The organism is Roseovarius sp. (assembly GCF_048262375.1).
Classification (GTDB): Bacteria; Pseudomonadota; Alphaproteobacteria; order Rhodobacterales; family Rhodobacteraceae; genus Roseovarius.
On the sequence record NZ_JBLXFE010000001.1, the window covers coordinates 340,357 to 360,175 of the forward strand.

21 protein-coding genes are annotated in these 19,819 nt (G+C 63.6%); 2 read left to right on the plus strand and 19 right to left on the minus strand.

What is annotated here, in order from left to right:
• Positions 1–34 precede the first annotated feature (34 nt).
• On the plus strand, positions 35–1,684 hold the full coding sequence (recN, locus tag ACN0SW_RS01700) for a DNA repair protein RecN (RefSeq protein WP_417726150.1): 1,650 nt from the start codon (positions 35–37) through the stop codon (positions 1,682–1,684).
• 72 nt (positions 1,685–1,756) lie between these two features.
• Here recN and ACN0SW_RS01705 read toward each other — a convergent pair whose 3' ends face one another.
• Entirely contained in the window at positions 1,757–3,133 is a 1,377-nt protein-coding gene (locus tag ACN0SW_RS01705) for an FAD-binding oxidoreductase (protein WP_417726151.1), read from the minus strand.
• Between the two features lie 88 nt (positions 3,134–3,221).
• Here ACN0SW_RS01705 and ACN0SW_RS01710 point away from each other — a divergent pair, with 88 nt between their 5' ends.
• Positions 3,222–4,910, plus strand: coding sequence for a chloride channel protein (locus ACN0SW_RS01710; protein ID WP_417726152.1), 1,689 nt, complete (start codon positions 3,222–3,224; stop codon positions 4,908–4,910).
• 6 nt (positions 4,911–4,916) lie between these two features.
• On the opposite strand, the gene ACN0SW_RS01715 is transcribed toward ACN0SW_RS01710, so the two are convergent.
• The 18 genes from ACN0SW_RS01715 to ACN0SW_RS01800 form a co-directional block, all read right to left on the minus strand.
• Positions 4,917–5,258 (minus strand): DUF427 domain-containing protein, encoded by a 342-nt coding sequence (locus ACN0SW_RS01715; RefSeq protein WP_417726153.1) that lies wholly within the window; start codon positions 5,256–5,258, stop codon positions 4,917–4,919.
• Positions 5,259–5,322: 64 nt separating this feature from the next.
• A complete protein-coding gene (locus ACN0SW_RS01720; protein ID WP_417726154.1) occupies positions 5,323–7,125 on the minus strand; it encodes an aminopeptidase P family protein in 1,803 nt (600 codons plus the stop codon).
• Between the two features lie 133 nt (positions 7,126–7,258).
• Complete coding sequence (cobT, locus tag ACN0SW_RS01725) at positions 7,259–9,136, minus strand: cobaltochelatase subunit CobT (RefSeq protein ID WP_417726155.1); 1,878 nt, start codon at positions 9,134–9,136, stop codon at positions 7,259–7,261.
• Positions 9,137–9,162: 26 nt separating this feature from the next.
• Positions 9,163–10,149 (minus strand): cobaltochelatase subunit CobS, encoded by a 987-nt coding sequence (gene cobS, locus ACN0SW_RS01730; RefSeq protein ID WP_417726156.1) that lies wholly within the window; start codon positions 10,147–10,149, stop codon positions 9,163–9,165.
• Positions 10,150–10,276: 127 nt separating this feature from the next.
• Positions 10,277–10,930 carry a Crp/Fnr family transcriptional regulator gene (locus ACN0SW_RS01735; RefSeq protein WP_417726157.1) on the minus strand — a complete coding sequence of 218 codons (654 nt, stop codon included), beginning with the start codon at positions 10,928–10,930 and terminating at the stop codon, positions 10,277–10,279.
• Positions 10,930–11,802 carry a 3-hydroxyisobutyrate dehydrogenase gene (gene mmsB / locus ACN0SW_RS01740; protein WP_417726158.1) on the minus strand — a complete coding sequence of 291 codons (873 nt, stop codon included), beginning with the start codon at positions 11,800–11,802 and terminating at the stop codon, positions 10,930–10,932. The genes ACN0SW_RS01735 and mmsB overlap by 1 nt, the downstream gene beginning before the upstream one ends.
• On the minus strand, positions 11,799–12,848 hold the full coding sequence (locus tag ACN0SW_RS01745) for an enoyl-CoA hydratase/isomerase family protein (RefSeq protein ID WP_417726159.1): 1,050 nt from the start codon (positions 12,846–12,848) through the stop codon (positions 11,799–11,801). The genes mmsB and ACN0SW_RS01745 overlap by 4 nt, the downstream gene beginning before the upstream one ends.
• A complete protein-coding gene (locus tag ACN0SW_RS01750) occupies positions 12,845–13,987 on the minus strand; it encodes an acyl-CoA dehydrogenase family protein (RefSeq protein ID WP_417726160.1) in 1,143 nt (380 codons plus the stop codon). Before ACN0SW_RS01750 ends, ACN0SW_RS01745 begins: the two co-directional genes overlap by 4 nt.
• A 216-nt stretch (positions 13,988–14,203) precedes the next feature.
• On the minus strand, positions 14,204–15,313 hold the full coding sequence (locus ACN0SW_RS01755) for an ABC transporter ATP-binding protein (RefSeq protein WP_417726161.1): 1,110 nt from the start codon (positions 15,311–15,313) through the stop codon (positions 14,204–14,206).
• Complete coding sequence (locus tag ACN0SW_RS01760; protein WP_417726162.1) at positions 15,310–15,492, minus strand: hypothetical protein; 183 nt, start codon at positions 15,490–15,492, stop codon at positions 15,310–15,312. The genes ACN0SW_RS01755 and ACN0SW_RS01760 overlap by 4 nt, the downstream gene beginning before the upstream one ends.
• The gene (locus tag ACN0SW_RS01765; RefSeq protein ID WP_417726163.1) at positions 15,461–15,679 is read right to left on the minus strand and encodes a Com family DNA-binding transcriptional regulator; all 219 of its coding nucleotides are present in this window, start codon (positions 15,677–15,679) and stop codon (positions 15,461–15,463) included. The genes ACN0SW_RS01760 and ACN0SW_RS01765 overlap by 32 nt, the downstream gene beginning before the upstream one ends.
• Before the next feature lie 163 nt (positions 15,680–15,842).
• Entirely contained in the window at positions 15,843–16,136 is a 294-nt protein-coding gene (locus ACN0SW_RS01770) for a hypothetical protein (RefSeq protein ID WP_417726164.1), read from the minus strand.
• Entirely contained in the window at positions 16,136–17,554 is a 1,419-nt protein-coding gene (locus ACN0SW_RS01775; protein WP_417726165.1) for a glycine-rich domain-containing protein, read from the minus strand. Before ACN0SW_RS01775 ends, ACN0SW_RS01770 begins: the two co-directional genes overlap by 1 nt.
• A gap of 3 nt (positions 17,555–17,557) precedes the next feature.
• A complete protein-coding gene (locus ACN0SW_RS01780; protein ID WP_417726166.1) occupies positions 17,558–18,037 on the minus strand; it encodes a hypothetical protein in 480 nt (159 codons plus the stop codon).
• 1 nt (position 18,038) lies between these two features.
• Positions 18,039–18,647 (minus strand): helix-turn-helix domain-containing protein, encoded by a 609-nt coding sequence (locus tag ACN0SW_RS01785; RefSeq protein WP_417726167.1) that lies wholly within the window; start codon positions 18,645–18,647, stop codon positions 18,039–18,041.
• On the minus strand, positions 18,647–19,051 hold the full coding sequence (locus ACN0SW_RS01790) for a hypothetical protein (protein WP_417726168.1): 405 nt from the start codon (positions 19,049–19,051) through the stop codon (positions 18,647–18,649). Before ACN0SW_RS01790 ends, ACN0SW_RS01785 begins: the two co-directional genes overlap by 1 nt.
• A 25-nt stretch (positions 19,052–19,076) precedes the next feature.
• Positions 19,077–19,418, minus strand: a complete 342-nt coding sequence (locus ACN0SW_RS01795) for a hypothetical protein (RefSeq protein WP_417726169.1) — start codon at positions 19,416–19,418, stop codon at positions 19,077–19,079.
• Complete coding sequence (locus tag ACN0SW_RS01800; RefSeq protein ID WP_417726170.1) at positions 19,411–19,818, minus strand: hypothetical protein; 408 nt, start codon at positions 19,816–19,818, stop codon at positions 19,411–19,413. Before ACN0SW_RS01800 ends, ACN0SW_RS01795 begins: the two co-directional genes overlap by 8 nt.
• Position 19,819: the final 1 nt, after the last annotated feature.

Consider the following 19,819-nt stretch of genomic DNA (forward strand, 5'->3'; position numbering starts at 1 on the left):
GGCGGGGGAGCACCCTGCCCGACGGGTTGGCCTGATGCTGCGCGCGCTTGAAATCCGGGACATGCTGATCATTGACCGGCTGGAGCTTGTGTTTCAGCCGGGGCTTAATGTGCTGACGGGCGAAACCGGAGCGGGAAAATCGATTCTTCTTGACAGTCTGGGGTTTGTGCTGGGCTGGCGGGGGAGGGCCGAATTGGTCCGAAAAGGCGCCGATCAGGGCGAAGTGATTGCCGAGTTTGATCTGAGCCCGGAGCATCCGGCGCGTGCGGTGTTGCGCGAGGCGGGCCTGCCTGAGGACGATGCGCTGATCCTGCGCCGGGTCAATTCCGTGGATGGACGCAAAACCGCATGGGTGAACGACCGGCGGGTGTCGGGCGAGGTGCTGCGGCAATTGTCGGATGTGTTGGTCGAATTGCACGGGCAGCAGGATGATCGCGGCTTGCTGGATCCCAAGGGGCACCGTGATTTGCTGGATGATTACGGTAATCTGATCACCATGCGCGACGCGGTGCGCACCGCGTGGCGGGACATGGCGGCACGGCGCAAGGCACGAGATGCGGCAGAGGCGGCGCAGGCGGCGCTGCGCGCCGAGGAAGAGTTTTTACGCCATGCCGTGGCGGAACTGGATGCGCTCGATCCGCAGCCCGGCGAAGAGGCGGAATTGGACGCCCGCCGCCGGATGATGCAGGGCGCGGAGCGTATCCGAGGGGATATCGCCAAGGCCGCCGAAGCTTTGGGTCTCAACGGGGCAGAGGGGGCGGCGGGCGATGCCCTGCGTTGGCTTGAAGCGGCGGCGGATAAGATCGAGGGGCAATTGGACGAAGCGGTGGCGGCGATAGGCCGGGCGCTGGTGGAACTGGACGAGGCGGGGCGCGGTGTGCTGCGGTGCCTTGAGGCGCTGAATTTCGATCCGCTGGAGTTGGAAGAGACCGAAGAGCGGCTGTTTGCGATACGTGCCCTCGCGCGCAAGCATGGGGTTTTGCCCGATGATCTGGCGGGGTTTGCCGAGAATTTGCACGAACAGTTGGCGGCGCTGGACCGGGGCGATGCGGATATGCGCGGCTTGGTGGCGGCATTGGACGCGGCCGAGCGCGCATATGCCAGCGCGGCCGAGGCATTGAGTGCGGCGCGCGTCGCAGCGGCGGCAAATCTGGACCGGGCGGTGATGGCCGAGCTGGCCCCGCTCAAGATGGAGCGGGCGGTGTTCACCACCGATATCAAACCTGCCGAACCGGGAGCCACGGGGCACGATGAGGTGGTGTTTCGCGTTGCGACCAATCCCGGCGCGCCCTCGGGGCCGTTGGGCAAGATTGCCTCTGGCGGGGAGTTGAGCCGGTTTCTGCTGGCGCTCAAGGTCTGTCTGACCGGCACGGAGCGTGGCGTGACGATGATTTTCGACGAGATCGACCGGGGCGTGGGCGGAGCCACGGCGGATGCGGTGGGCCGGAGGCTGGCGCAACTCGCGTCCGGAGGGCAGGTTCTGGTGGTCACGCATTCGCCGCAAGTGGCAGCACGGGGCGCGCATCACTGGCGGGTGGAAAAGCGGATCGACGGGGGTGACACACTCTCGACCGTGCGGGCGATGCAGGGGACCGACCGGGTGGACGAGATCGCGCGCATGCTCTCGGGCGAGCGGATCACGCCCGAGGCGCGGGCCGCCGCCGAAGCACTGATGGAGGGGTGAGCGGGGGGCGCTGCCCCCGTCGGCCTCTGGCCGACTCCCCCGAGGTATTTTGGGCCAGATGAATAGGGCGGTTCAGTTGCGTGGCGGCACCATCTTGCCGGGGTTGAGGATGTTGAGGGGGTCAAGGGCCTGTTTGATAGCCCCCATCATGGCCCAGCCTTGCCCATGTTCGCGCTGCATATAGCCCAGTTTTCCCACACCGATGCCGTGCTCGCCGGTTACTGTGCCGCCAAGGGCCAAGGCGCGTGCGACCATGCGATCGGAGGCGGCTTTGGCGGCGGCCAGTTCGTCTGGGATGCTGGTATCCACCAGCAGGATTGCGTGAAAATTGCCGTCGCCGACATGGCCCAGAATCGGACCCGGCACGCCTGCTTGTGCCAGATCGTTGCGGGTTTCTTCGATCGCCTCGGCCAGTCTGGAGATGGGCACGCAGATGTCGGTGACGATGGCCTGCGCGCCCGGACGCTGGCTGAGGATGGCGTAATAGGCATTGTGGCGCATGGTCCAGAGTGCGCTGCGGGCCTCGGTTTGTGTGGCCCAGTCAAACCCCGAGCCGTGGTGATCGGCGGCAAGTGCGCCAAAGCTTTCGGCCTGTTCTGCTACGCTGCTGCTGGTGCCGTGGAATTCCAGCAGGAGATGCGGTTTCTCGGCCAGTTTCATGTTGGAATAGGCGTTGACGGCGCGCACGCTCTCGGTGTCCATCAGTTCAATCCGGGCCATGGGAATGCCGCATTGGATGGTGTCGATCACAGTTGCGACGGCGTCCGCCACGGTGTTGAAGGCGCAAACGGCAGAGGAGATCGCCTCGGGTTGGCCCGAAAGGCGCAGGGTGAGTTCGGTGATCAGCCCCAGCGTGCCCTCGGCACCGACGAAAAGCCCGGTGAGATCATAACCCGACGAGGATTTGCGTGCGCCCGTGCCGGTGCGGATCACCTCGCCCGAGGCGGTGACCACTTCGAGGGCCAGAACATTGTCGCGCATGGTGCCATAGCGCACCGCCGTGGTGCCACTGGCGCGGGTCGAGGCCATGCCCCCCAGCGAGGCATTGGCGCCGGGATCGACCGGGAAGAACAAGCCGGTTGCGCGCAACGCGTCATTGAGCGCCTCGCGGGTCACACCCGGCTGCACCCGCGCTGTCATATCGGCCTGTGCGATGTCGAGCACTTGATTCATCCGGGCGAAATCCACCACGATTCCCCCCTGAAAAGCCTGCGCCTGTCCTTCGAGCGAGGTGCCGGTGCCCCATGCCACAACCGGCACGCGGTGACGGGCGCAGATGTTTACGATCTGCGCCACCTGTTCTGTCGTTTCGGGATAGACCACGGCATCGGGGGGGCTGAGGGGGAAATACGATTCGCTCTGACCATGCAGGTCAAGATCTGACTTGGACAGGGTCACTTGTTGGCCTAGACAGGAGAGGAGATCGGCAATTGCGCTTGGTGTGTCCATGGGGGAGCTTTCTGACGTGAGCATGCGCTTACTTTAGGCCAGGCTGAAGAGATGCGAAAGCGCGCGGACGTCGCGCGAAGGGGAGATCATGCAGGCGGACGAGCCGTCCTTTTTGGGCCAGTTGCGCCGGGGCATGGGCGAGAGCCTGCGCGACGGGTGGAGCGTGCTGCGCAGGCGCGGTCCGAGCCAGTTTCAGTTCTGGCTGATCGCTTTGGTCATTGGCATTGCTGCAGGCCTCGCGGCGCTGTTGTTCCGCAAAGGGATCACCATATTGCAAGGGCTGGTCTATGGCACCGAAGACGTGGCCCGGTTGCATAGTTTTGCCGAACACTTGCCGTGGTACTGGATTTTGGCGCTTCCGGTGGTGGGGGGCCTTGTTGTTGGACTGATCCTGCATTGGTTCACGCCGGATGGCCGGGTACGAGCGGTCGCGGATGTAATCGAGGGGGCCGCTCTCTATGAGGGGCGGGTCGAGCTGCGTGAGGGGCTTGCCTCGGCGGCGGCCTCGCTGATCACGCTGGGGACGGGCGGATCATCCGGGCGTGAAGGGCCGGTGGTGCATCTGGCCGGGGTGATTTCGTCTTGGGTGAGTGAGCGTATTCATGCCGATGGTGTCACCGGGCGCGATCTGTTGGGCTGTGCAGTGGCTGCGGCGGTGTCAGCCTCGTTCAATGCGCCCATTGCCGGTGCGCTCTTTGCGCTTGAGGTGGTGCTCCGGCATTTCGCGGTGCATGCCTTTGCGCCCATTGCCATTGCCAGCGTTGCGGGAACGGTGATCAACCGCCTTGAATTCGGCGGCGTGACCGAGTTCAGCCTGCCCGAGGCCAGCGCGTTGGAATTCTATGCCGAATTGCCGGCCTTTCTTATTCTGGGGTTATTGTGTGGCGTGGTGGCCGCAGCGTTGATGCGGGCGATCTTTTTGGCCGAGGATGTGGCGGGGCATATGCAGATGCGGCTGGGATTGCCGCGCTGGTTGCGTCCAGCGGGAGCCGGGCTGTTGCTGGGTCTTTTGGCGATCTGGTTTCCGCATATCATCGGGGTGGGCTATGAGACCACTTCGGCGGCGTTGACCGGCAAGCTCTTGTGGCATGAGGCGGCGGTTTTTGCGGTACTCAAGGTTGTCGCGGTGGCAATCACCATTGGCGGGCGCATGGGCGGAGGCGTGTTTTCACCCTCGCTTATGGTTGGGGCGCTGACCGGGTTGGCATTTGGCCATGTTGCAACGGCTATCCTGCCGGATTTGTCGGGCGCGCATACGCTTTATGCGCTGGCAGGTATGGGGGCAGTGGCGGCAGCGGTGCTGGGCGCGCCCATTTCCACAACGATGATCGTGTTTGAGTTGACGGGCGACTGGCAGACGGGGCTGGCGGTGATGGTGGCGGTCTCGACCTCGACCGCGCTTGGTTCAAAGCTGGTGCGGCGGTCGTTCTTTCTGACGCAGCTGATGCGACGGGGAGTTCGGCTGGCGGCGGGGCCGCAGGATTACTTGCTGGGGATGTTCCGGGTGTCCAAGGTGATGCGCCTGCCCGACCACGCGCAGGCCGCCGATGAGGCGCAATGCTGGTCCTTGATCGAGCAGGGTGTATATCTGGACGCGACGGCCACACTTGAGGCAGCGATGCCGATCTTCGAGCGGGCAGGCGTGCCCTTTGTGCCGGTGGTGACACTCTCAGGTGGGGATCAGCCGCCCGAACTGTCGGGCGCGCTGTTTCATGTAGATGCGCTCAAGGCCTATAATCGCGCGCTGGCAGCGGTGTCTGAGGAAGAGCATAGTTGAGGCGTGTCAGACCCGTTCGATGGTCACGGCGTCGGTGGCGTAAAATGCGATGTGATCCTTGATTGCGGCGGCCTCTGGTTTGACCACCTCATAGCTCCATGCAGCGTTTTCCAACGTCTGGCTCTTGGTGATGATCGAGAAAAACCGCGCGTCGCCCTTGTGGGGGCAGTGGCTGGTTTGTTCGCTCTCATCGAGAAAGGCCATGGCGATATCCGCGCGCGGGAAATAGATCACAAAGGGATAATCCCCCTCGGTCAGTTCCAGCGCATTGCGGCTTTCGCCCAGAACGGCGCCACCGGCGCGGACTGTCCATGTGCCTTCGGCCTTGCGAATCGTGATACGTGCCATTGTCCATCCCCTTGTTGTCTTGATCTTGATTTTTTGTCTGACGCCAGAACCTAACAGGAATATGTCAGCTTGTCTGCGTTACTTTATCCAACCATAGCCGTGCCGGAGCCGAAAGCAGAGGGCCTATCTTGTCGCGGCAGGCGGTATGATAGGTCTCCAGCCAGTCGCGTTCGGGTTTGGTAAGCAGTTCGGGGGCGATCAGGCGGGTATCTATCGGCGTATAGGTCAGTGTTTCGAACCCAAACTGCGTGGCCGCGTCGCCGCCCGGCAACGGGTCCAGCGCGGTCACGACGATCAGATTCTCGATCCGAATGCCAAACGCCCCTTCGCGGTAATAGCCCGGTTCATTGGATAGAATCATGCCGGGCTCAAGCGGTACGTCCGAGAGGCGCGAGAGGCGCTGCGGACCTTCGTGCACACAAAGATGCACGCCAACGCCGTGGCCAGTGCCATGGGCGTAATCCTGATCCGCCAGCCAGAGCGGATAACGCGCGATGGCGTCGAGATCCCGCCCCGCGAGGCCACGCGGAAACCGCAGGCGGGAGATCGCAATCATGCCCTGCAACACACGGGTGAAGGCGGCGCGTTCGTCCGCGCCGGGGGGGCCCACGGGCAGGGTGCGGGTGATATCGGTGGTGCCATCGAGATATTGCGCGCCGCTGTCGAGCACCAGAAGGTCGCCCTCTATAAGGGTCCGGTTGCTGGCCTCACTCACGCGGTAATGTGGCAGCGCGCCGTTGGGGCCGGACCCCGCGATCGTATCGAAACTGATGTCGATGAGTTGGCCGGTGGCGGCGCGACAATTCTCAAGCTGGCGCACCACGTCGATTTCGGTGAGTGTGCCGGGCGGCTGGTTGTCGAACCACGCGAGGAATTCGCACATCGCCGCCCCGTCGCGCAGATGCGCCTTGCGGGTGGCGGCGATCTCGGCCGGGGTTTTGCGGGCCTTGGGCAGGATGCAGGGATCGGTGCCCCATTGATGGGCGACGTTGGCGGCCTCGAGCACCTGCACCACGCGCAGGGGCACATTGGCGCGATCAAGGCGCACCGGACCGATGAGGACGGCGAGAGCCGCCTCAAAAGCGTCAGGTGGGGCGATCGTGACTGCCTCACCCAGATGCGACCGGGCTGCCGCGTCAAGCTTGGCGGGATCGGTGAAGAGCGTGGTATGTCCGGCGTCGTGCACAATGGCAAAGCCCTGCGCCACCGGGTTGCGGGGAATGTCGCGGCCCCGGATATTGAGGAGCCATGCGATGGAATCGGTGAGGGTGATAACCGCCGATTTTTGCCCCGCTGCGCGCAGAGAGGCGGCCAGATTCACGCGTTTGTCCATATGGCTTGCCCCGGCGAGGGTATCAGGCCAAGGCGTGATGGCCCCCTGTGGTGGTGCCGGGCGGTCAGGCCAGATCGCATCAATCAGGTTGTCTAGCGGAACAAGGCGGATGCCGCTGCCGGAGAGGGCCTCGGTCAGGGTGTCAATCTGTTCGGGCGTGTAAAGCCAAGGATCAAAGCCCACTGCGCCACCCTCTGGCAAATGCTCTTTCAGCCATGGGCCAAGGCGGGTGTCGGGCCAGTTGACCGGGGTGAAATGGCCGGTGTCGACCTGTGCGCGAACCTGCACCCGGTAGCGTCCGTCGACAAACACGCCCGCCACATCCGTCAGGGCCGCGCAAAACCCGGCAGAGCCGGTAAAGCCGGTGAGCCAGGCGAGCCGGTCATCGCAGGCGGCAACATATTCGCCCTGATGGGCATCGGCGCGGGGGACGAGCCAGCCCGCCAGTCCGGCACCGGCCATGGCACGGCGCAGGGCGGCGAGCCGAGGCGGGCCTTGGTCGGGGCGGGCGGCTTCGGTGAAGGACTGAAACATGCTCTCTCCTGCGGGGCGGATGGCCCAAGAAATCCTCGGGCGCGCGTGGATTGTCAACGGGGGAGGGGGCGCTGCCCCCGGCGCTGCATGCAGCGCCCCCCCCCAGGTATTGCGGGCCAGATGAAAGGTCGCGTCAGCCCGCGCGGCGAATGCCCATGACGCGGGCGCGGGCGCGCGGGTCACTGTCAAAGAGCGCGGCCAATTGTTCGGTCATCGCCCCCGCCAGTTGGTCGGCGTCGGTGATGGTCACGGCGCGCTGGTAATAGCGGGTGACGTCATGGCCGATGCCGATGGCCAAAAGTTCGACCTGTTTGCGGCGCTCGACCATGGCGATCACATCGCGCAGGTGCTTTTCCAGGTAATTGGCGGGATTGACGCTGAGCGTGCTGTCATCGACCGGCGCGCCGTCGGAGATCACCATCAGGATCTTGCGGGCCTCCTTGCGGGCGACCATGCGGCGATGCGCCCATTCGAGCGCCTCGCCGTCGATGTTTTCCTTGAGCAGCCCCTCTTTCATCATCAGACCAAGATTGTCGCGGGTCCGGCGCATGGGCGCGTCGGCGGATTTGTAGACGATGTGGCGCAGGTCATTGAGGCGGCCGGGCAATTGCGGGCGGCCTTCGGCCAGCCATTTCTCGCGGCTTTGGCCGCCTTTCCACGCGCGGGTGGTAAAGCCGAGGATTTCGACCTTGACCGAGCAGCGTTCCAGTGTGCGCGCCAGTACATCGGCGCAGATGGCGGCGATGGAGATCGGGCGGCCGCGCATCGAGCCGGAATTGTCCAGAAGCAGCGTCACCATCGTGTCGCGGAATTCGGTATCCTTTTCCACCTTGAAGCTGAGCGGCGTGGTGGGATTGGCCACGACGCGCGCAAGGCGGCCTGCGTCAAGAATGCCCTCTTCGCGGTCGAATTCCCAAGAGCGGCTCTGCTGAGCCTGAAGGCGGCGCTGCAGTTTGTTGGCAAGGCGGCTGACCGCGCCCTTGAGCGGCTCCAACTGCTGATCGAGATAGGCGCGCAGGCGTTCCAGCTCGACCGGGTCGGCCAGATCCTCGGCGCGAATTTCTTCGTCGAAATCGGCGTTGTAGACCGTGTAATTGGGATCGGCATCGGAGACGGGGTGGGGCGCGGGCGGCTCGAGCGGGGCTTCGCCCTCGGGCAGCTCGGTTTCGTCCTGCATGTCCTCGTCGGCCAAATCTTCTGAGCTGACCTGAGCCTGTGCCGCGTCCTGCTGTTCGTCCTGAGAGCGTTCGGGATCGGCCTCGGCCTCGGTCTCGTCGCTGTCGTCCTGACCGGTGCTGTCGGGCTCTTCCTGCTCTTCGCCTGAGTCTTCGGCCTCGTCCTGCTGGTCGTCGTCCATGCTGTCAGGATCGTCGCCCAGCTGATCGCCGTACCCCAGATCTTCGATGATCCGGCGGGCGAATTTGGCAAAAGCGGTCTGATCGGCGAGTGTGTCCTGAAGCGCATCAAGCGTGCCGCCCGCCTGTTCCTCGATGAAGCCGCGCCAGAGGTTCATCACGTTTTGCGCGCCTGCGGGCATATCGCGGCCCGTGGCGAGGTGGCGGATGAGGTATCCGGCGGCGGCGGGCAGGGGCGCATCGGCGGTCGAGGTGATCCGCTCGAACCCCAGACGGCTTGCGTCCTGCGCGATCTTGGCGTCGATATTAGTGGCGGTGCCGGGCATGTCGCGGGCGCCCACCGCCTCACATCGTGCGGTTTCCATCGCCTCGTAGAGGTCGCGCGCCATCTCGCCGGGGGGGGCGTAGCGGGCATGGGTGCTGGCGTCGTGGAATTTGTGGCGCAAGGCCAACGCATCGGCGGTGCCGCGCGCGAGCAGCACCTCTTCGCGTGACATGCGGCGCGACACCTGCGGCAGGCGCATCGCCTCGCCCGAGAGACCGCTCGGGTCCACCGAATAGCTGATCGTCAGTTCGGAATCGTCCGCCATCACCTTGGTGGCGTTGGCGAGCGCCTTCTTGAACGGATCGGCGGGGTTGTCGGTGGGTTTGTTCATCGGGGTATCCCTGACGCCCAGCGGGCTTATCGCACTTTCACATTCGCAGCACTCTCGGGCAGTTCTTCGTCAAAGCAGCGCTGGTAGAATTCGGCCACGGTCTGGCGCTCCAGCTCATCGCATTTGTTGAGGAAGGTCAGCCGGAAGGCGTAGCCCACGTTGCGGAAGATGGTGGCGTTCTGCGCCCATGCGATCACGGTGCGCGGGCTCATCACGGTCGAAAGCTCGCCATTCATGAAGGCGGTGCGCGAGAGATCCGCGACCGTCACCATGCGGCTGATGGTCTTGCGCCCGTCTGCGGTATTGTAGAGCGGGTTCTTGGCCAGAACGATGGCGGTTTCGGCGTCGTGGCTGAGATAGTTGAGCGTGGCCACGAGCGACCAGCGGTCCATCTGGCCCTGATTGATTTGCTGCGTGCCGTGATAGAGCCCGGTTGTGTCGCCCAGACCCACGGTGTTGGCCGTGGCGAAGAGGCGGAAATAGGGGTTGGGCGAGATCACCTCGTTCTGGTCGAGCAGCGTCAGCTTGCCGTCTGCCTCAAGCACGCGCTGGATCACGAACATCACGTCGGCGCGACCGGCATCGTATTCGTCGAACACGATGGCGGTGGGGTTACGCAGCGCCCAAGGCAGGATGCCTTCGTGGAATTCCGTGACCTGCACGCCGTCGCGCAGTTTGATCGCGTCCTTGCCGATGAGGTCGATCCGGCTGATGTGGCTATCGAGGTTGACGCGCACGCAGGGCCAGTTGAGGCGGGCGGCGACCTGTTCGATATGGGTCGATTTGCCGGTGCCGTGATAGCCTTGGATCATCACGCGGCGGTTGTGGGAAAACCCCGCAAGGATTGCCAATGTGGTGTCGGGGTCGAACTTGTAGGTCGAGTCGAATTCCGGCACGCGGTCGGTGCGGGTCGCAAACCCCTTGACGATCATGTCGGTGTCGATCCCGAAGGTTTCACGGACGGAGATTTCCTCGGTCGGTTTTGCGTTGATGTCCATCATTCCGTCTGCCATTGCGCCGGTCCTTCAATCGGGTCGTTTCTCAGGTATCGTCGTGCAACATATCGCAGCAGAGGGCAAGAGGAAGGGGCAAGATTGCGCTGGCCTTATGCGGGGGGACAGATTGGCCTGATGGTTGCGTTTACTCTATGCTCTGGGCGATTTCGGTCAGGGTGTCGGGGTCTACTATGTGCACCACGCCGCGTTCGAGTGCGACAATTCCACGCCGGGCGAGGGCATCAAGGCGGCGCGACACCACCTCGCGGGCGGAGCCGATCATCACCGCAATCTCGGCATGTGTGGCGCGCAGTGTGCCGTTTTCCGCGCGGTCCAGCAGGCCTCGGGCAAGCCGGGTTTCGATGCGTTGAAAAGCGACGCGGTCGAGCAGGTGCATCATGGATTGCAGGCGTTGCGCAAAGGCGGCGAAGACAAAGTGCCGAAAGTTGTCGGAGAGGTCCATGAGGCGCAGGAAGGTTTCCCGCGGGACGAGGACCAGTTCGGAGGGGGCGCGGGTGACAGCCTCGCCGGAATAGTCGTCACCGCCCATCAGGCCAAGTGTGGACTGCACGCAGCTTTGACCCGGCTCGATCGCGTAGAGCAAAAGCTCGCGGCCCGAGGTGCCGGTGAGATAGACCTCGACCCGGCCCGAGAGCATGATGACAAAGCCTTTGACGGTGTCGCCCGGATGAAACAGTACCATGCCCGCTGGCGCGGACATGGGTGTCAGCCGGTCGAGCAAGGCCGTCGCCTCGGGCTCAAGGTGTGGCAGGCCGGGGGCCCGCGCCACCCATCCCATCAATCGCGCCCGCGGCGCTCGAATCGGGGCAGCATGGCCGAAAAATCGCGGCCTGCGCCATCTTCGGACTCGACGAACTGTGCGTAGAGGTCGCAAGCGGCACGGCCCATCGGGGTATCGGCATCCGCCGCCTCGGCCGCCTGTTGCGAAAGGCGCAGATCCTTGAGCATGAGCTCAGCGGCAAAGCCCGGTTTGTAATCGTTGTCGGCCGGGGATTTGGGGCCGATGCCGGGGGCGGGGCAATAGGCGTTCATGGACCAACTATAGCCCGAGGAGGTCGAGACCACGTCGAACATTGCCTGCCGGTCGAGACCGAGTTTGTCAGCCAGAGCAAAGGCCTCGCAGGTGGCGATCATGGTGACGCCAAGGATCATGTTGTTGCAGATCTTGGCCGCCTGCCCATTGCCGGAGGGGCCGCAATGCACCGCCTTTTGCCCCATAATGTCAAAGAGTTCCCGAGCGATGTTAAAGCCTGCCTCATCACCACCAACCATGAAGGTCAGTGTGCCAGCGGTGGCGCCGCCCACCCCACCCGACACCGGGGCATCAAGCGCTGAGAGGCCTGCCGCCTGTGCCTCGGCTGCGACATCACGGGCGCTGGCCACATCGACGGTGGAGCAGTCGAGCAGCACCGCGCCGGGTGCCATGACCGGGATCACCTCGGCTGCGACCTTGCGCAGAATGCCGCCATTGGGCAGCATGGTGATGACGACAGCGGCCCCTTTGGCGGCCTCTGCTGCACTGGTCACCATGGATACGCCGTCAATCTTGACGTCGGCCATGTCAAAGCCGGTGACCTCATGCCCCGCTTTGGCAAGATTGGCCGCCATTGGCGCGCCCATATTGCCCAGTCCGATAAATCCGATTTTCATGTGTGCGCCTCCTCCAGCGTCAGGGCATGGTCGCCCAAGGGCCGTAGCATCTGCGAGACGGCGATGTCTGGCAGGCTGTCAGCCTGATGTTTCCAATGCGGTGTTCTGTCCTTGTCGATGATAGCAGCGCGAATGCCCTCGAGAAAATCGCCGTGCTCCATTGCACGATAGGTGAAACGGTATTCAAGGCCAAGGGCGCGCCGGATATCGGCGGCGGGGCCACGCAGGCGGGGGATCATCTCGATGGTGCAGGCCATCGAGAGGGGAGAGTTGCGATTGAGGGTTTTCAGCGTATCTCGGGCGAAATCGCTGTCCTCGGCGCGCAGGGAACTGGCGATATCGCGCAGAGTCTCGCCGCTGAAATGCCGGTCAATCTGGGGGGTGAGGCCGCGCAGGGGGCCGGGGGGCGGTGTCTCGGCATGGGCGGTTATGACGCTGGGGGCACCGGTCTCGATGAGGGCGGCGGTCAGGTCCGGCCATTTGATCTGCGGGATGTAGGTGTCTGCAAAGCCAGCGTAAATTGCATCATCCGGCCCCATGCGCGTGCCTGTTGTGCCAAGGTATTCACCCAAGCGCCCCGGTGCACGCGCGAGGATCAGTGAACCGCCCACGTCTGGCACAAGGCCAATGCCGCATTCGGGCATGGCGATTTGTGTGCTCTCACAGGTGACGCGGTGCGTGCCATGGCAGGAAATACCCACACCGCCGCCCATCACAAAGCCCTGTATGAGGGCAACATAGGGTTTGGGATAATCCGCGATCTTGGCGTTCAGGCGGTATTCATCGGCCCAGAACCGTTGGCCAAAGGCGAAATCCCCGGCGCGGCCCGTATCGTAGAGTTGCTGGATATCGCCGCCCGCGCAAAACGCCTTGTCGCCCTGCGCGTCGATCAGGATGAGGGCCACGCCGTCATCTCCGCGCCACTCATCAAGCGCCGCCTCGATGGCCATGGCCATGTCGTAACTGAGCGCATTCAGCGCCTTGGGGCGGGTGAGGGTGATGCGTCCGGCATGCCCCTCTTTGCGGATGTGGATATCCGTGCTCATTGGTCCGCCAGCAATTGGCGCGCCACGATCAGGCGCATGATTTCATTGGTGCCTTCGAGGATTTCATGCACCCGCAGATCACGAACCAGTTTCTCGATGCCATAATCGGCCAGATAGCCATAGCCGCCATGCAGTTGCAGGCATTGATTGACCACGCGGCTGCCGGTTTCCGTGACGAATTTCTTGGCCATGGCACAGAATTTCGTGGCATCGGGCGCGTCATTGTCGAGCTTCCACGCTGCTTGGCGGAGGAAGGTGCGCGCCGCCTGCAATTCGATTTCCATGTCAGCCAAGCGGAATTGCAGTGCCTGAAACTGGTCGATTGATTTGCCAAACGCCTTGCGCTCGGCCATGTAGCGCAGGGTTTGGGTCAGGCCTTGTTGCGCTGCGCCCAGCGAACAGGCGGCGATGTTGAGACGGCCACCATCAAGACCATTCATCGCATAAGTGAAACCTTTGCCCTCTTCACCCACCAAACTTTCGGAAGAAATGTTGCAATTGTCAAACTGTACCTGTCGGGTTGGTTGGCTGCGCCAGCCCATTTTATCCTCGAGCCCGCCATAGCTGAGGCCGGGTGTGCCGTCCTCGACATAGACGGTCGATATCCCTTTGGGTCCGTCGGCGCCGGTGCGGACCATTACGACATAGGCGTCGGAATAACCGCCGCCCGAGATGAAAGCCTTTGTGCCGTTGAGGGTGTAACCCTCATTGGTGCGCTCCGCGCGGGTCTTGAGCGCGGCGGCATCCGAGCCGGACCCTGGCTCGGTCAGGCAATAGGACAGCACGGTTTCCATGCTCATCGCTTTGGGCAACACGCGCGCCTTGATCTCGTCCGAGCCGAATTTGTCGATCATCTTGGCACACATGTTGTGGATCGACAGGAATGCCGCGACCGAAGGGCAGGCCATCGAGAGGGCCTCGAACACCAGCGTCGCATCAAGCCGGGTCAGACCCGAGCCTCCGGCTTCTTCGCTTACATAGAGCCCGCCAAAGCCCAAGGCCGCAATTTCGGGCCACAGATCCTTGGGGATGGTGCCATCGCGTTCCCAATCACGGGCATGCGGCGCAATCCGGTCCTGTCCGAACGCATGCGCCATGTCGAAAATGGCGGTCTGTTCCTCGGTAAGGGCGAAATCCATCTGCGGCTCCTGCTTGCTGAAATGAACGGCTGTTTAATTAACAACTATTTCAGAACTATTGCAAAGCCAAGTCGCGTGTGTAGCGTTTGTAGCGTGACTGTAGCGTGACAACTTAGTTTGCAGTAAATTACACTCTAGTTTACAGCAACGGGGTTTTCAAAGAGCGCGCGGCACCGACCCGCCAACGCCCCTTTAACACCCCCTTAAATACCCCTCTCACTCCACGTACCGAAACCCCTGCACGGCGCGGAAATGCCCGCCATATCCAGACCCGGCGGATTTGAGCCCCTTGCGCGCCCGGGCGGCGGCAAGGGTCTTCATGCTGCGCTCCTTCGATTCGGCGTAGAGGATGGCCGAGACCTGCGCCCAGAGGGGGTCGCGGCGGAGCGCTGCGGCGAGGCCCGGGTGCGAGGTGTGAAAGAGCATCGGCATGGGCCGCTCGTAGCGGTTCACGCCGCGCCGCCAGAGGGCGCAGACCTCGTTGAGAAAGCGCAGGCCCAGCCCCGCGCCCTGCCATTCGGGCATGACGACGAGGCGACAGGCGCGCCCCTCGACCAGCCCCGGCCGGGTCGAGACGGCAAGATGCGCCACGGGCGCGCCGTCGACGAAGCCCACGTAGTAATTGGCAGCGATCATGCGGGGCAGCTTCAGGTAGTGATGCGGCTCAAAGGCGGGCCAGAAGGAGCCGTCTGTCTGGTGAATGTCCATGGCAATGCGCGGTGCCCGTCGAAGACGCCTCCAGCGGAACTCTGCCCGGCGGGTGTCGATCACCCAATCGGGCTGCAACCAGGACACCACGTCCTCGTGACAGGTGACGGCGACGAACTGGCCTTTACCGCGCCGCCATGCCTTGGCAAAGGCGGCAGCACCTATTTGGGCCACGCGCCGGTCGATGGTCGAGGTGAACTCGTCGAGAATGGCAAAGCTCGGCCGCTCCGCCAGAATGCGCGCCAGCTCAGCCCGGAACTGCTCGCCGGTCGAGAGGTGGGGATAGGGGCGCAGCCAGCTCGGCACCGTGCCAAGTCCCACGGCCGAGAGCGCCGCCGCCACGGCATCGAACGCGCCGTCCGGATCAATCGCGTCGATCAGCGCGCCCTCGGGCCACGGGCGCGGGTCAAGCTGCGCACCAAAGGCCGCGCGGGCGAGCGAGGATTTCCCGCTGCCCGAGGGGCCGACGATGAGGCCGATCTGCCAAGGGCGGGCGGCGAGATCAGCCTCGACCTCGATGCGGAAATCCGCGTCGCCCTCGACGTTGAAGAGGCTGGAGACCCGGGCCGCGCGATAGGTGTCGGGGATGGGGCTGGCGTGATGAATGGCGAGCTTCATGTCACCACCACGCGGCATTTGAAGCCTTGGCGACGCAACCGGCCGAAGGCGTCGATCTGGGCGGCCTCGTCCTCGAGCAGGACAATGACGCCATATTGCCGCCGGTAGCGGGTGCCCTTGGGCAGGCCCGGCGCACCGGGCGGCAGCTCAGGTTTCGGGAGGGTGGACGATCTGGCCAAGTTCGGCTCCTTCGCTCTGCGCATCGCGCGTTGGGGGAAGGGCTCTTGGCCTCAGGATATTCATTGCCCGGCAGCGCGGGCACTTGATCGAGACGCCGGATATTTGCGCCCCTCTCTGATATTTAAATAGCAAACGGCTGCATGCGCAGCAACGCAGTTCTAGACCTTCCAAATCGAATCGCCTCATAGTCCCGCCGCCCCTTGGGGCAGGGAGCGGCCATGAGTGAAGTCTGGTCGACGGGGTTTCTGTTTGCCGACTTGGCCCCGTGTCCCCGGGGGTGCGCACTCCAGCGTGCGTCCCGGGGCCTCCTGTGGTGTAGCTCTCCGTATGCGGCGGGGTGGCCCCGACCTTAGATGGACCGGCCCACCGATAGCCGTGCGGCGTAGGTGACCGTCTTGCCGTCCTTTGACGCGCGCAGCTGGACCTCGTAGAGCCCTGCTGAAAAGGTCTCGGCGGGCCAGAACACGCGGACCTCACCGGCCAAGCCGTCAAGGACCGTAGCCCCCAGTGCAATGCGGCCGCCAGCACCCAACGCCCAAGCCTCAACGCTGGCGCCTGTCAGGTCGGCCGGGGAGCCGTCGGTCTCCACAAAGGTGACGATCGCAGAGTATGTGTCCTTCTCGAAGGTTGTCATCTTGTCCATCAGTCTCTCCATTTGGCCACAAATCGCGGCTCATCCCAGTGCGCGGTAAATTGAGGTTCGTCCCAGAGCGCGGTAAATCGAGTGTCGTCCCAGAGGGCAGTTGCTCGGAAGTCGACGCTGTCTGAAGCCGTGATATTCCAGCCGCTGAATTCCGCGCTGCTCACACCACCGGACGCGCCCGAGATCAACGTGACACTGGTAACGGATCCAGACGCGAGGGACGCCCCTATAGATGCCCCACCCCGCGGCGATACTGATACCAATTCGCCGGAGGCGCTCGATGCGCCAATAGAGGCTCCGGATATCTTGGTGATCCTGACCACCTCGCCAGAGGCCAGAGACAGGCCAACCGCCTCGCCCAAGACCTGTTTGATGCTGGTAACTGATCCAGATGCGAGGGACGCCCCTACGGAGGCCCCACCCCGCAGCGACACTGATACCAATTCGCCAGAGACGCTCGATGTGCCAACTGATGCGCCCGAAATCAGCGCAACACTGACCACATCACCCGAAGCCGCAGAAGTCGCGACAGAGGTCCCGGTGATATTCGTGATCGTGCCGCTGGCAGGCGACGCCACGCGTAGGATAACGACACCGTCACCGCCGCTTGATGCGACGAAGTTGTTGGTAGAGGATGGAGCCCCACCGCCGCCACCGCCGCCAGTGCCATCGCCGCCCGCGATAGAGTTTGCAGTATCTTTAAGCGCACCGGAGCCGCCACCACCAATACCGCCAAGGCCGCGCATCAAGGGGTCTGACGAGGCCGACCCACCACCGCCGCCGCCAGCGTAGTAAGTCAAAACGCCTGTTATATCGTTGGCTTGTCCGCCCCCACCATCCCCTGCGGTCGCATCTCCGGCGTCGATGCCGCCATTACCACCGGGACCAGCAGCACCACCACCCCCTGCGGCTCCGTGGCCGCCGGTTGTGAAGGTTTGCCCTCCACTGGTCCCTTGCCCAGTTGTGCCAAGACCACCATAGGAGGGGGTACCTGCGGATGCACCGCCGCCAGAGCCGCCCGCCCGGCCTGCGCCGGTCCCCCCGCCCGCGCCACCTCCGCCTAGAGCGCTGAATCCCAAAAATGCCGACGCAGCGCCGTCAAACCCGGCCTCGGCGCTACCCGTCCCCGGAGGTCCGCCAGCGCCGACAGACACGGCCGCCACCGTCGCCGTGACCGGGGCCACACCCGACAAAAGTCCACCCGCGCCACCGCCACCGCCGCGTTTGGTCGTGAAGTTTGGGTTGGTCGCACCGCCGCCGCCGCCGCCAACGATCAGGTAGTCAACGTCGCCCCCGACGCTGAACTCAATCGATCCGCCTGCCGTCGAGGTGAACGTATAGACGTCATAGTCCGTGCCAGCGATATTGACGGTGCTCTTTGCCGCGCCGATATAGCTAGTGACGACGGCGTAGGCCATTTATCAGCCTCCTACGGCTTCAAAGGCGTCAAGGAGCGCGCCCAGCTCGGCGGACTGACGCAGAGGATCAGCGATTAGAGCCGGAATGAACGATGAGCGCTCGATGTGTTTTGTCTGACTATCCGGGCGCGTCACCAGAGTGATCAGATCGCCAGAAGTAAGCGATGCCAATGTAGAGGCCAGCCGCGCATTCCACGCCGCTGCGGCAGTCTCTATCGTCACGGCACCCTGCTGATACTGCGCGAGTGTCGCGGGGCCATTGACGGAAGCCATGAACGCTTGCGCGGCCTCCGGTGCTTTCTGCGCCTCGGTTAACGCTTGCACGAATGTAATCTTGGCTTGCTCCAGACCATTCTGGATCGCATCCAGATCGCGGAACAAAAGATCACCTGTCGCTAAACGAACATGCCGGATCGCAGAGGCGGCACGAAGAACCGCCTCCACGTTTTGCGGCATGACCGTTGGAAAACGAGAAAGTGCCATTTCAGGTCTCCTTTTCCCATGGCGCGACCCAATCGTCTGGGACGCTCAGGTTGTATCCGACGGCATAGTGGTTGTTGATGGTGATCGGGTGATCCGTCTGCTCCAGCGCACGGCGCAGGCGCTTGATCCCGCCGTTGATCGCCAGTTCATCGGGGTAGCTGCCCGAGATATACTCGATCTGCTGGCTGATATAGCCATACGTCAGGATGCGCGGTCGCGACGTCCAGAGCAGGCTGAGCAATTGCGTGCCGCGCCGGTCCGCTTTGGGAATGTGATCCATGATCCGGGCATATTTCTCGCGATCCGCTGCCAGACCGATCTCGACCACCTCAAGCAGATACTTAACAGCATCCTCTGGCAACATATCCGCGATGAACTCGCGATGAAAAGCTGCTTCAGCGCGGATATGATCCCCCGGCTGGGTGAAACTGGACGAGGTGAAAGTGTCGATAGTGCGCTTGCTTTGATCGTCCACAAGGATGATCCGCGAGAACTTTTCCGCCCGGCTGTCGACCATGACCTCCAGCGTCTGGCCACCGTCCGACACGCGGGTGACGCGAACGCCGTCACCCACCGTGCCGCCGTTGCTGGCAAAAACGACCCGGCCCATCAGGACAGCGCCTGTTTGATCTTCGACGGATCGACCCGCACTTCGGCGTTCACCCCAAGATCAGAGGCCGGGATTGGGGCCCACGTGAGCATATTGCCCAGCGTGGCCGCATCGAACAGACCGTATGCCACGACACTCACGACCGGGTCATGCGTGGTCACGAACGGGATCGCCGCGCTATTCAGGACTGCCTGACGCGTGGCGTCAGCCGGGTCAGCGGCGGGGGCATCAAACGCGATGACCTGCCGCGCGTAGCCGCTGCCGGAGACCTCAGTCCCGCCGCCCGCGTCGGTGGGGGCTGAGGTAAAGAGCGCCAGATAGATCGTCGCGGGGCTTGTCAGGGCGACGTTGCGGAACACGTGGTTGAGAATCGCGGCTTCGAGATATGTGGTAAATGAGGACATTTCAGGGATCCTTTCAAAGTGGGTTTCAATGGCGCGCCGCGAACTCTGCGACGCCGGTAGGCACTTCAGGCCAGACGGCGGCGGTGCCGTCTTCGATGGCGCGGCGGCATTCTGCTTGCATGGCCTTGCGCCAAGAGGTCCACGCCACGGCGCGGTCTTGGTCGCCCTCGATGAGGCCCGCGAGGGCCAAAGCGTCTGCGCGGGCCGCGCCGTTGAGCGTGGCGGTCGAGAAGAGGATGCCCGCCTGGGCGATGTTGCTTTGGGTTTCCATGTCGGCCACGGCGAGGATGCGCGCCCGGCATTCGGCCTTGATCGCTGCGGCACGGATCGCCTGTGCGCGGGGCGTATTCTGACCGAACTCAGGCATTGGTGACCCCCATGTCAATCTCGAAGCCGAGCCATGGGAAGGGCGGCGCGACCGTGAGGCGATAGGTGCCTGCATCGACCAGCGTCAGAGGCTCGGACAGGTCCGTGATTTCCAGCGCGTCGCCCGCCTCGTTGCGCGCTGTGACCACGCTGCCAAGAGGCAAGTCTACCAGCGTGTAGGTCCAGCCCACGGGCTGCGGAGAGGCGGGCACCGGCACCTGCGGACGCGGCTCCAACCGGATAGGGTCAAAGGCAACGTAATGGGTTTCCGGATCCGCCAGCGTCCCCGCCAGAAAGCCGCGCTCCGGGCTGACATTGGCCATGACTGTCGCCACATCGGCCTCAATATAGCCGGTGATCATGCCGGTCGCGGTGTCATAGGTCAGGCCGGAATATCTCATG

Excerpts from the sequence above, each read along its gene's own strand:
- ACN0SW_RS01745 (WP_417726159.1), bottom strand. The coding sequence starts at position 12,848 with ATGAGCACGGATATCCACATCCGCAAAGAGGGGCATGCCGGACGCATC.
- ACN0SW_RS01705 (WP_417726151.1), bottom strand. The coding sequence starts at position 3,133 with ATGGACACACCAAGCGCAATTGCCGATCTCCTCTCCTGTCTAGGCCAA.
- ACN0SW_RS01790 (WP_417726168.1), bottom strand. The coding sequence starts at position 19,051 with ATGTCCTCATTTACCACATATCTCGAAGCCGCGATTCTCAACCACGTG.
- ACN0SW_RS01800 (WP_417726170.1), bottom strand. The coding sequence starts at position 19,818 with ATGAGATATTCCGGCCTGACCTATGACACCGCGACCGGCATGATCACC.
- ACN0SW_RS01780 (WP_417726166.1), bottom strand. The coding sequence starts at position 18,037 with ATGGCACTTTCTCGTTTTCCAACGGTCATGCCGCAAAACGTGGAGGCG.
- recN (WP_417726150.1), top strand. The coding sequence starts at position 35 with ATGCTGCGCGCGCTTGAAATCCGGGACATGCTGATCATTGACCGGCTG.
- ACN0SW_RS01750 (WP_417726160.1), bottom strand. The coding sequence starts at position 13,987 with ATGGATTTCGCCCTTACCGAGGAACAGACCGCCATTTTCGACATGGCG.
- ACN0SW_RS01715 (WP_417726153.1), bottom strand. The coding sequence starts at position 5,258 with ATGGCACGTATCACGATTCGCAAGGCCGAAGGCACATGGACAGTCCGC.
- ACN0SW_RS01765 (WP_417726163.1), bottom strand. The coding sequence starts at position 15,679 with ATGAGGCGATTCGATTTGGAAGGTCTAGAACTGCGTTGCTGCGCATGC.
- cobS (WP_417726156.1), bottom strand. The coding sequence starts at position 10,149 with ATGGCAGACGGAATGATGGACATCAACGCAAAACCGACCGAGGAAATC.
- ACN0SW_RS01720 (WP_417726154.1), bottom strand. The coding sequence starts at position 7,125 with ATGTTTCAGTCCTTCACCGAAGCCGCCCGCCCCGACCAAGGCCCGCCT.
- ACN0SW_RS01735 (WP_417726157.1), bottom strand. The coding sequence starts at position 10,930 with ATGGGATGGGTGGCGCGGGCCCCCGGCCTGCCACACCTTGAGCCCGAG.
- cobT (WP_417726155.1), bottom strand. The coding sequence starts at position 9,136 with ATGAACAAACCCACCGACAACCCCGCCGATCCGTTCAAGAAGGCGCTC.
- ACN0SW_RS01785 (WP_417726167.1), bottom strand. The coding sequence starts at position 18,647 with ATGGGCCGGGTCGTTTTTGCCAGCAACGGCGGCACGGTGGGTGACGGC.
- mmsB (WP_417726158.1), bottom strand. The coding sequence starts at position 11,802 with ATGAAAATCGGATTTATCGGACTGGGCAATATGGGCGCGCCAATGGCG.
- ACN0SW_RS01710 (WP_417726152.1), top strand. The coding sequence starts at position 3,222 with ATGCAGGCGGACGAGCCGTCCTTTTTGGGCCAGTTGCGCCGGGGCATG.
- ACN0SW_RS01775 (WP_417726165.1), bottom strand. The coding sequence starts at position 17,554 with ATGGCCTACGCCGTCGTCACTAGCTATATCGGCGCGGCAAAGAGCACC.
- ACN0SW_RS01770 (WP_417726164.1), bottom strand. The coding sequence starts at position 16,136 with ATGGACAAGATGACAACCTTCGAGAAGGACACATACTCTGCGATCGTC.
- ACN0SW_RS01795 (WP_417726169.1), bottom strand. The coding sequence starts at position 19,418 with ATGCCTGAGTTCGGTCAGAATACGCCCCGCGCACAGGCGATCCGTGCC.
- ACN0SW_RS01755 (WP_417726161.1), bottom strand. The coding sequence starts at position 15,313 with ATGAAGCTCGCCATTCATCACGCCAGCCCCATCCCCGACACCTATCGC.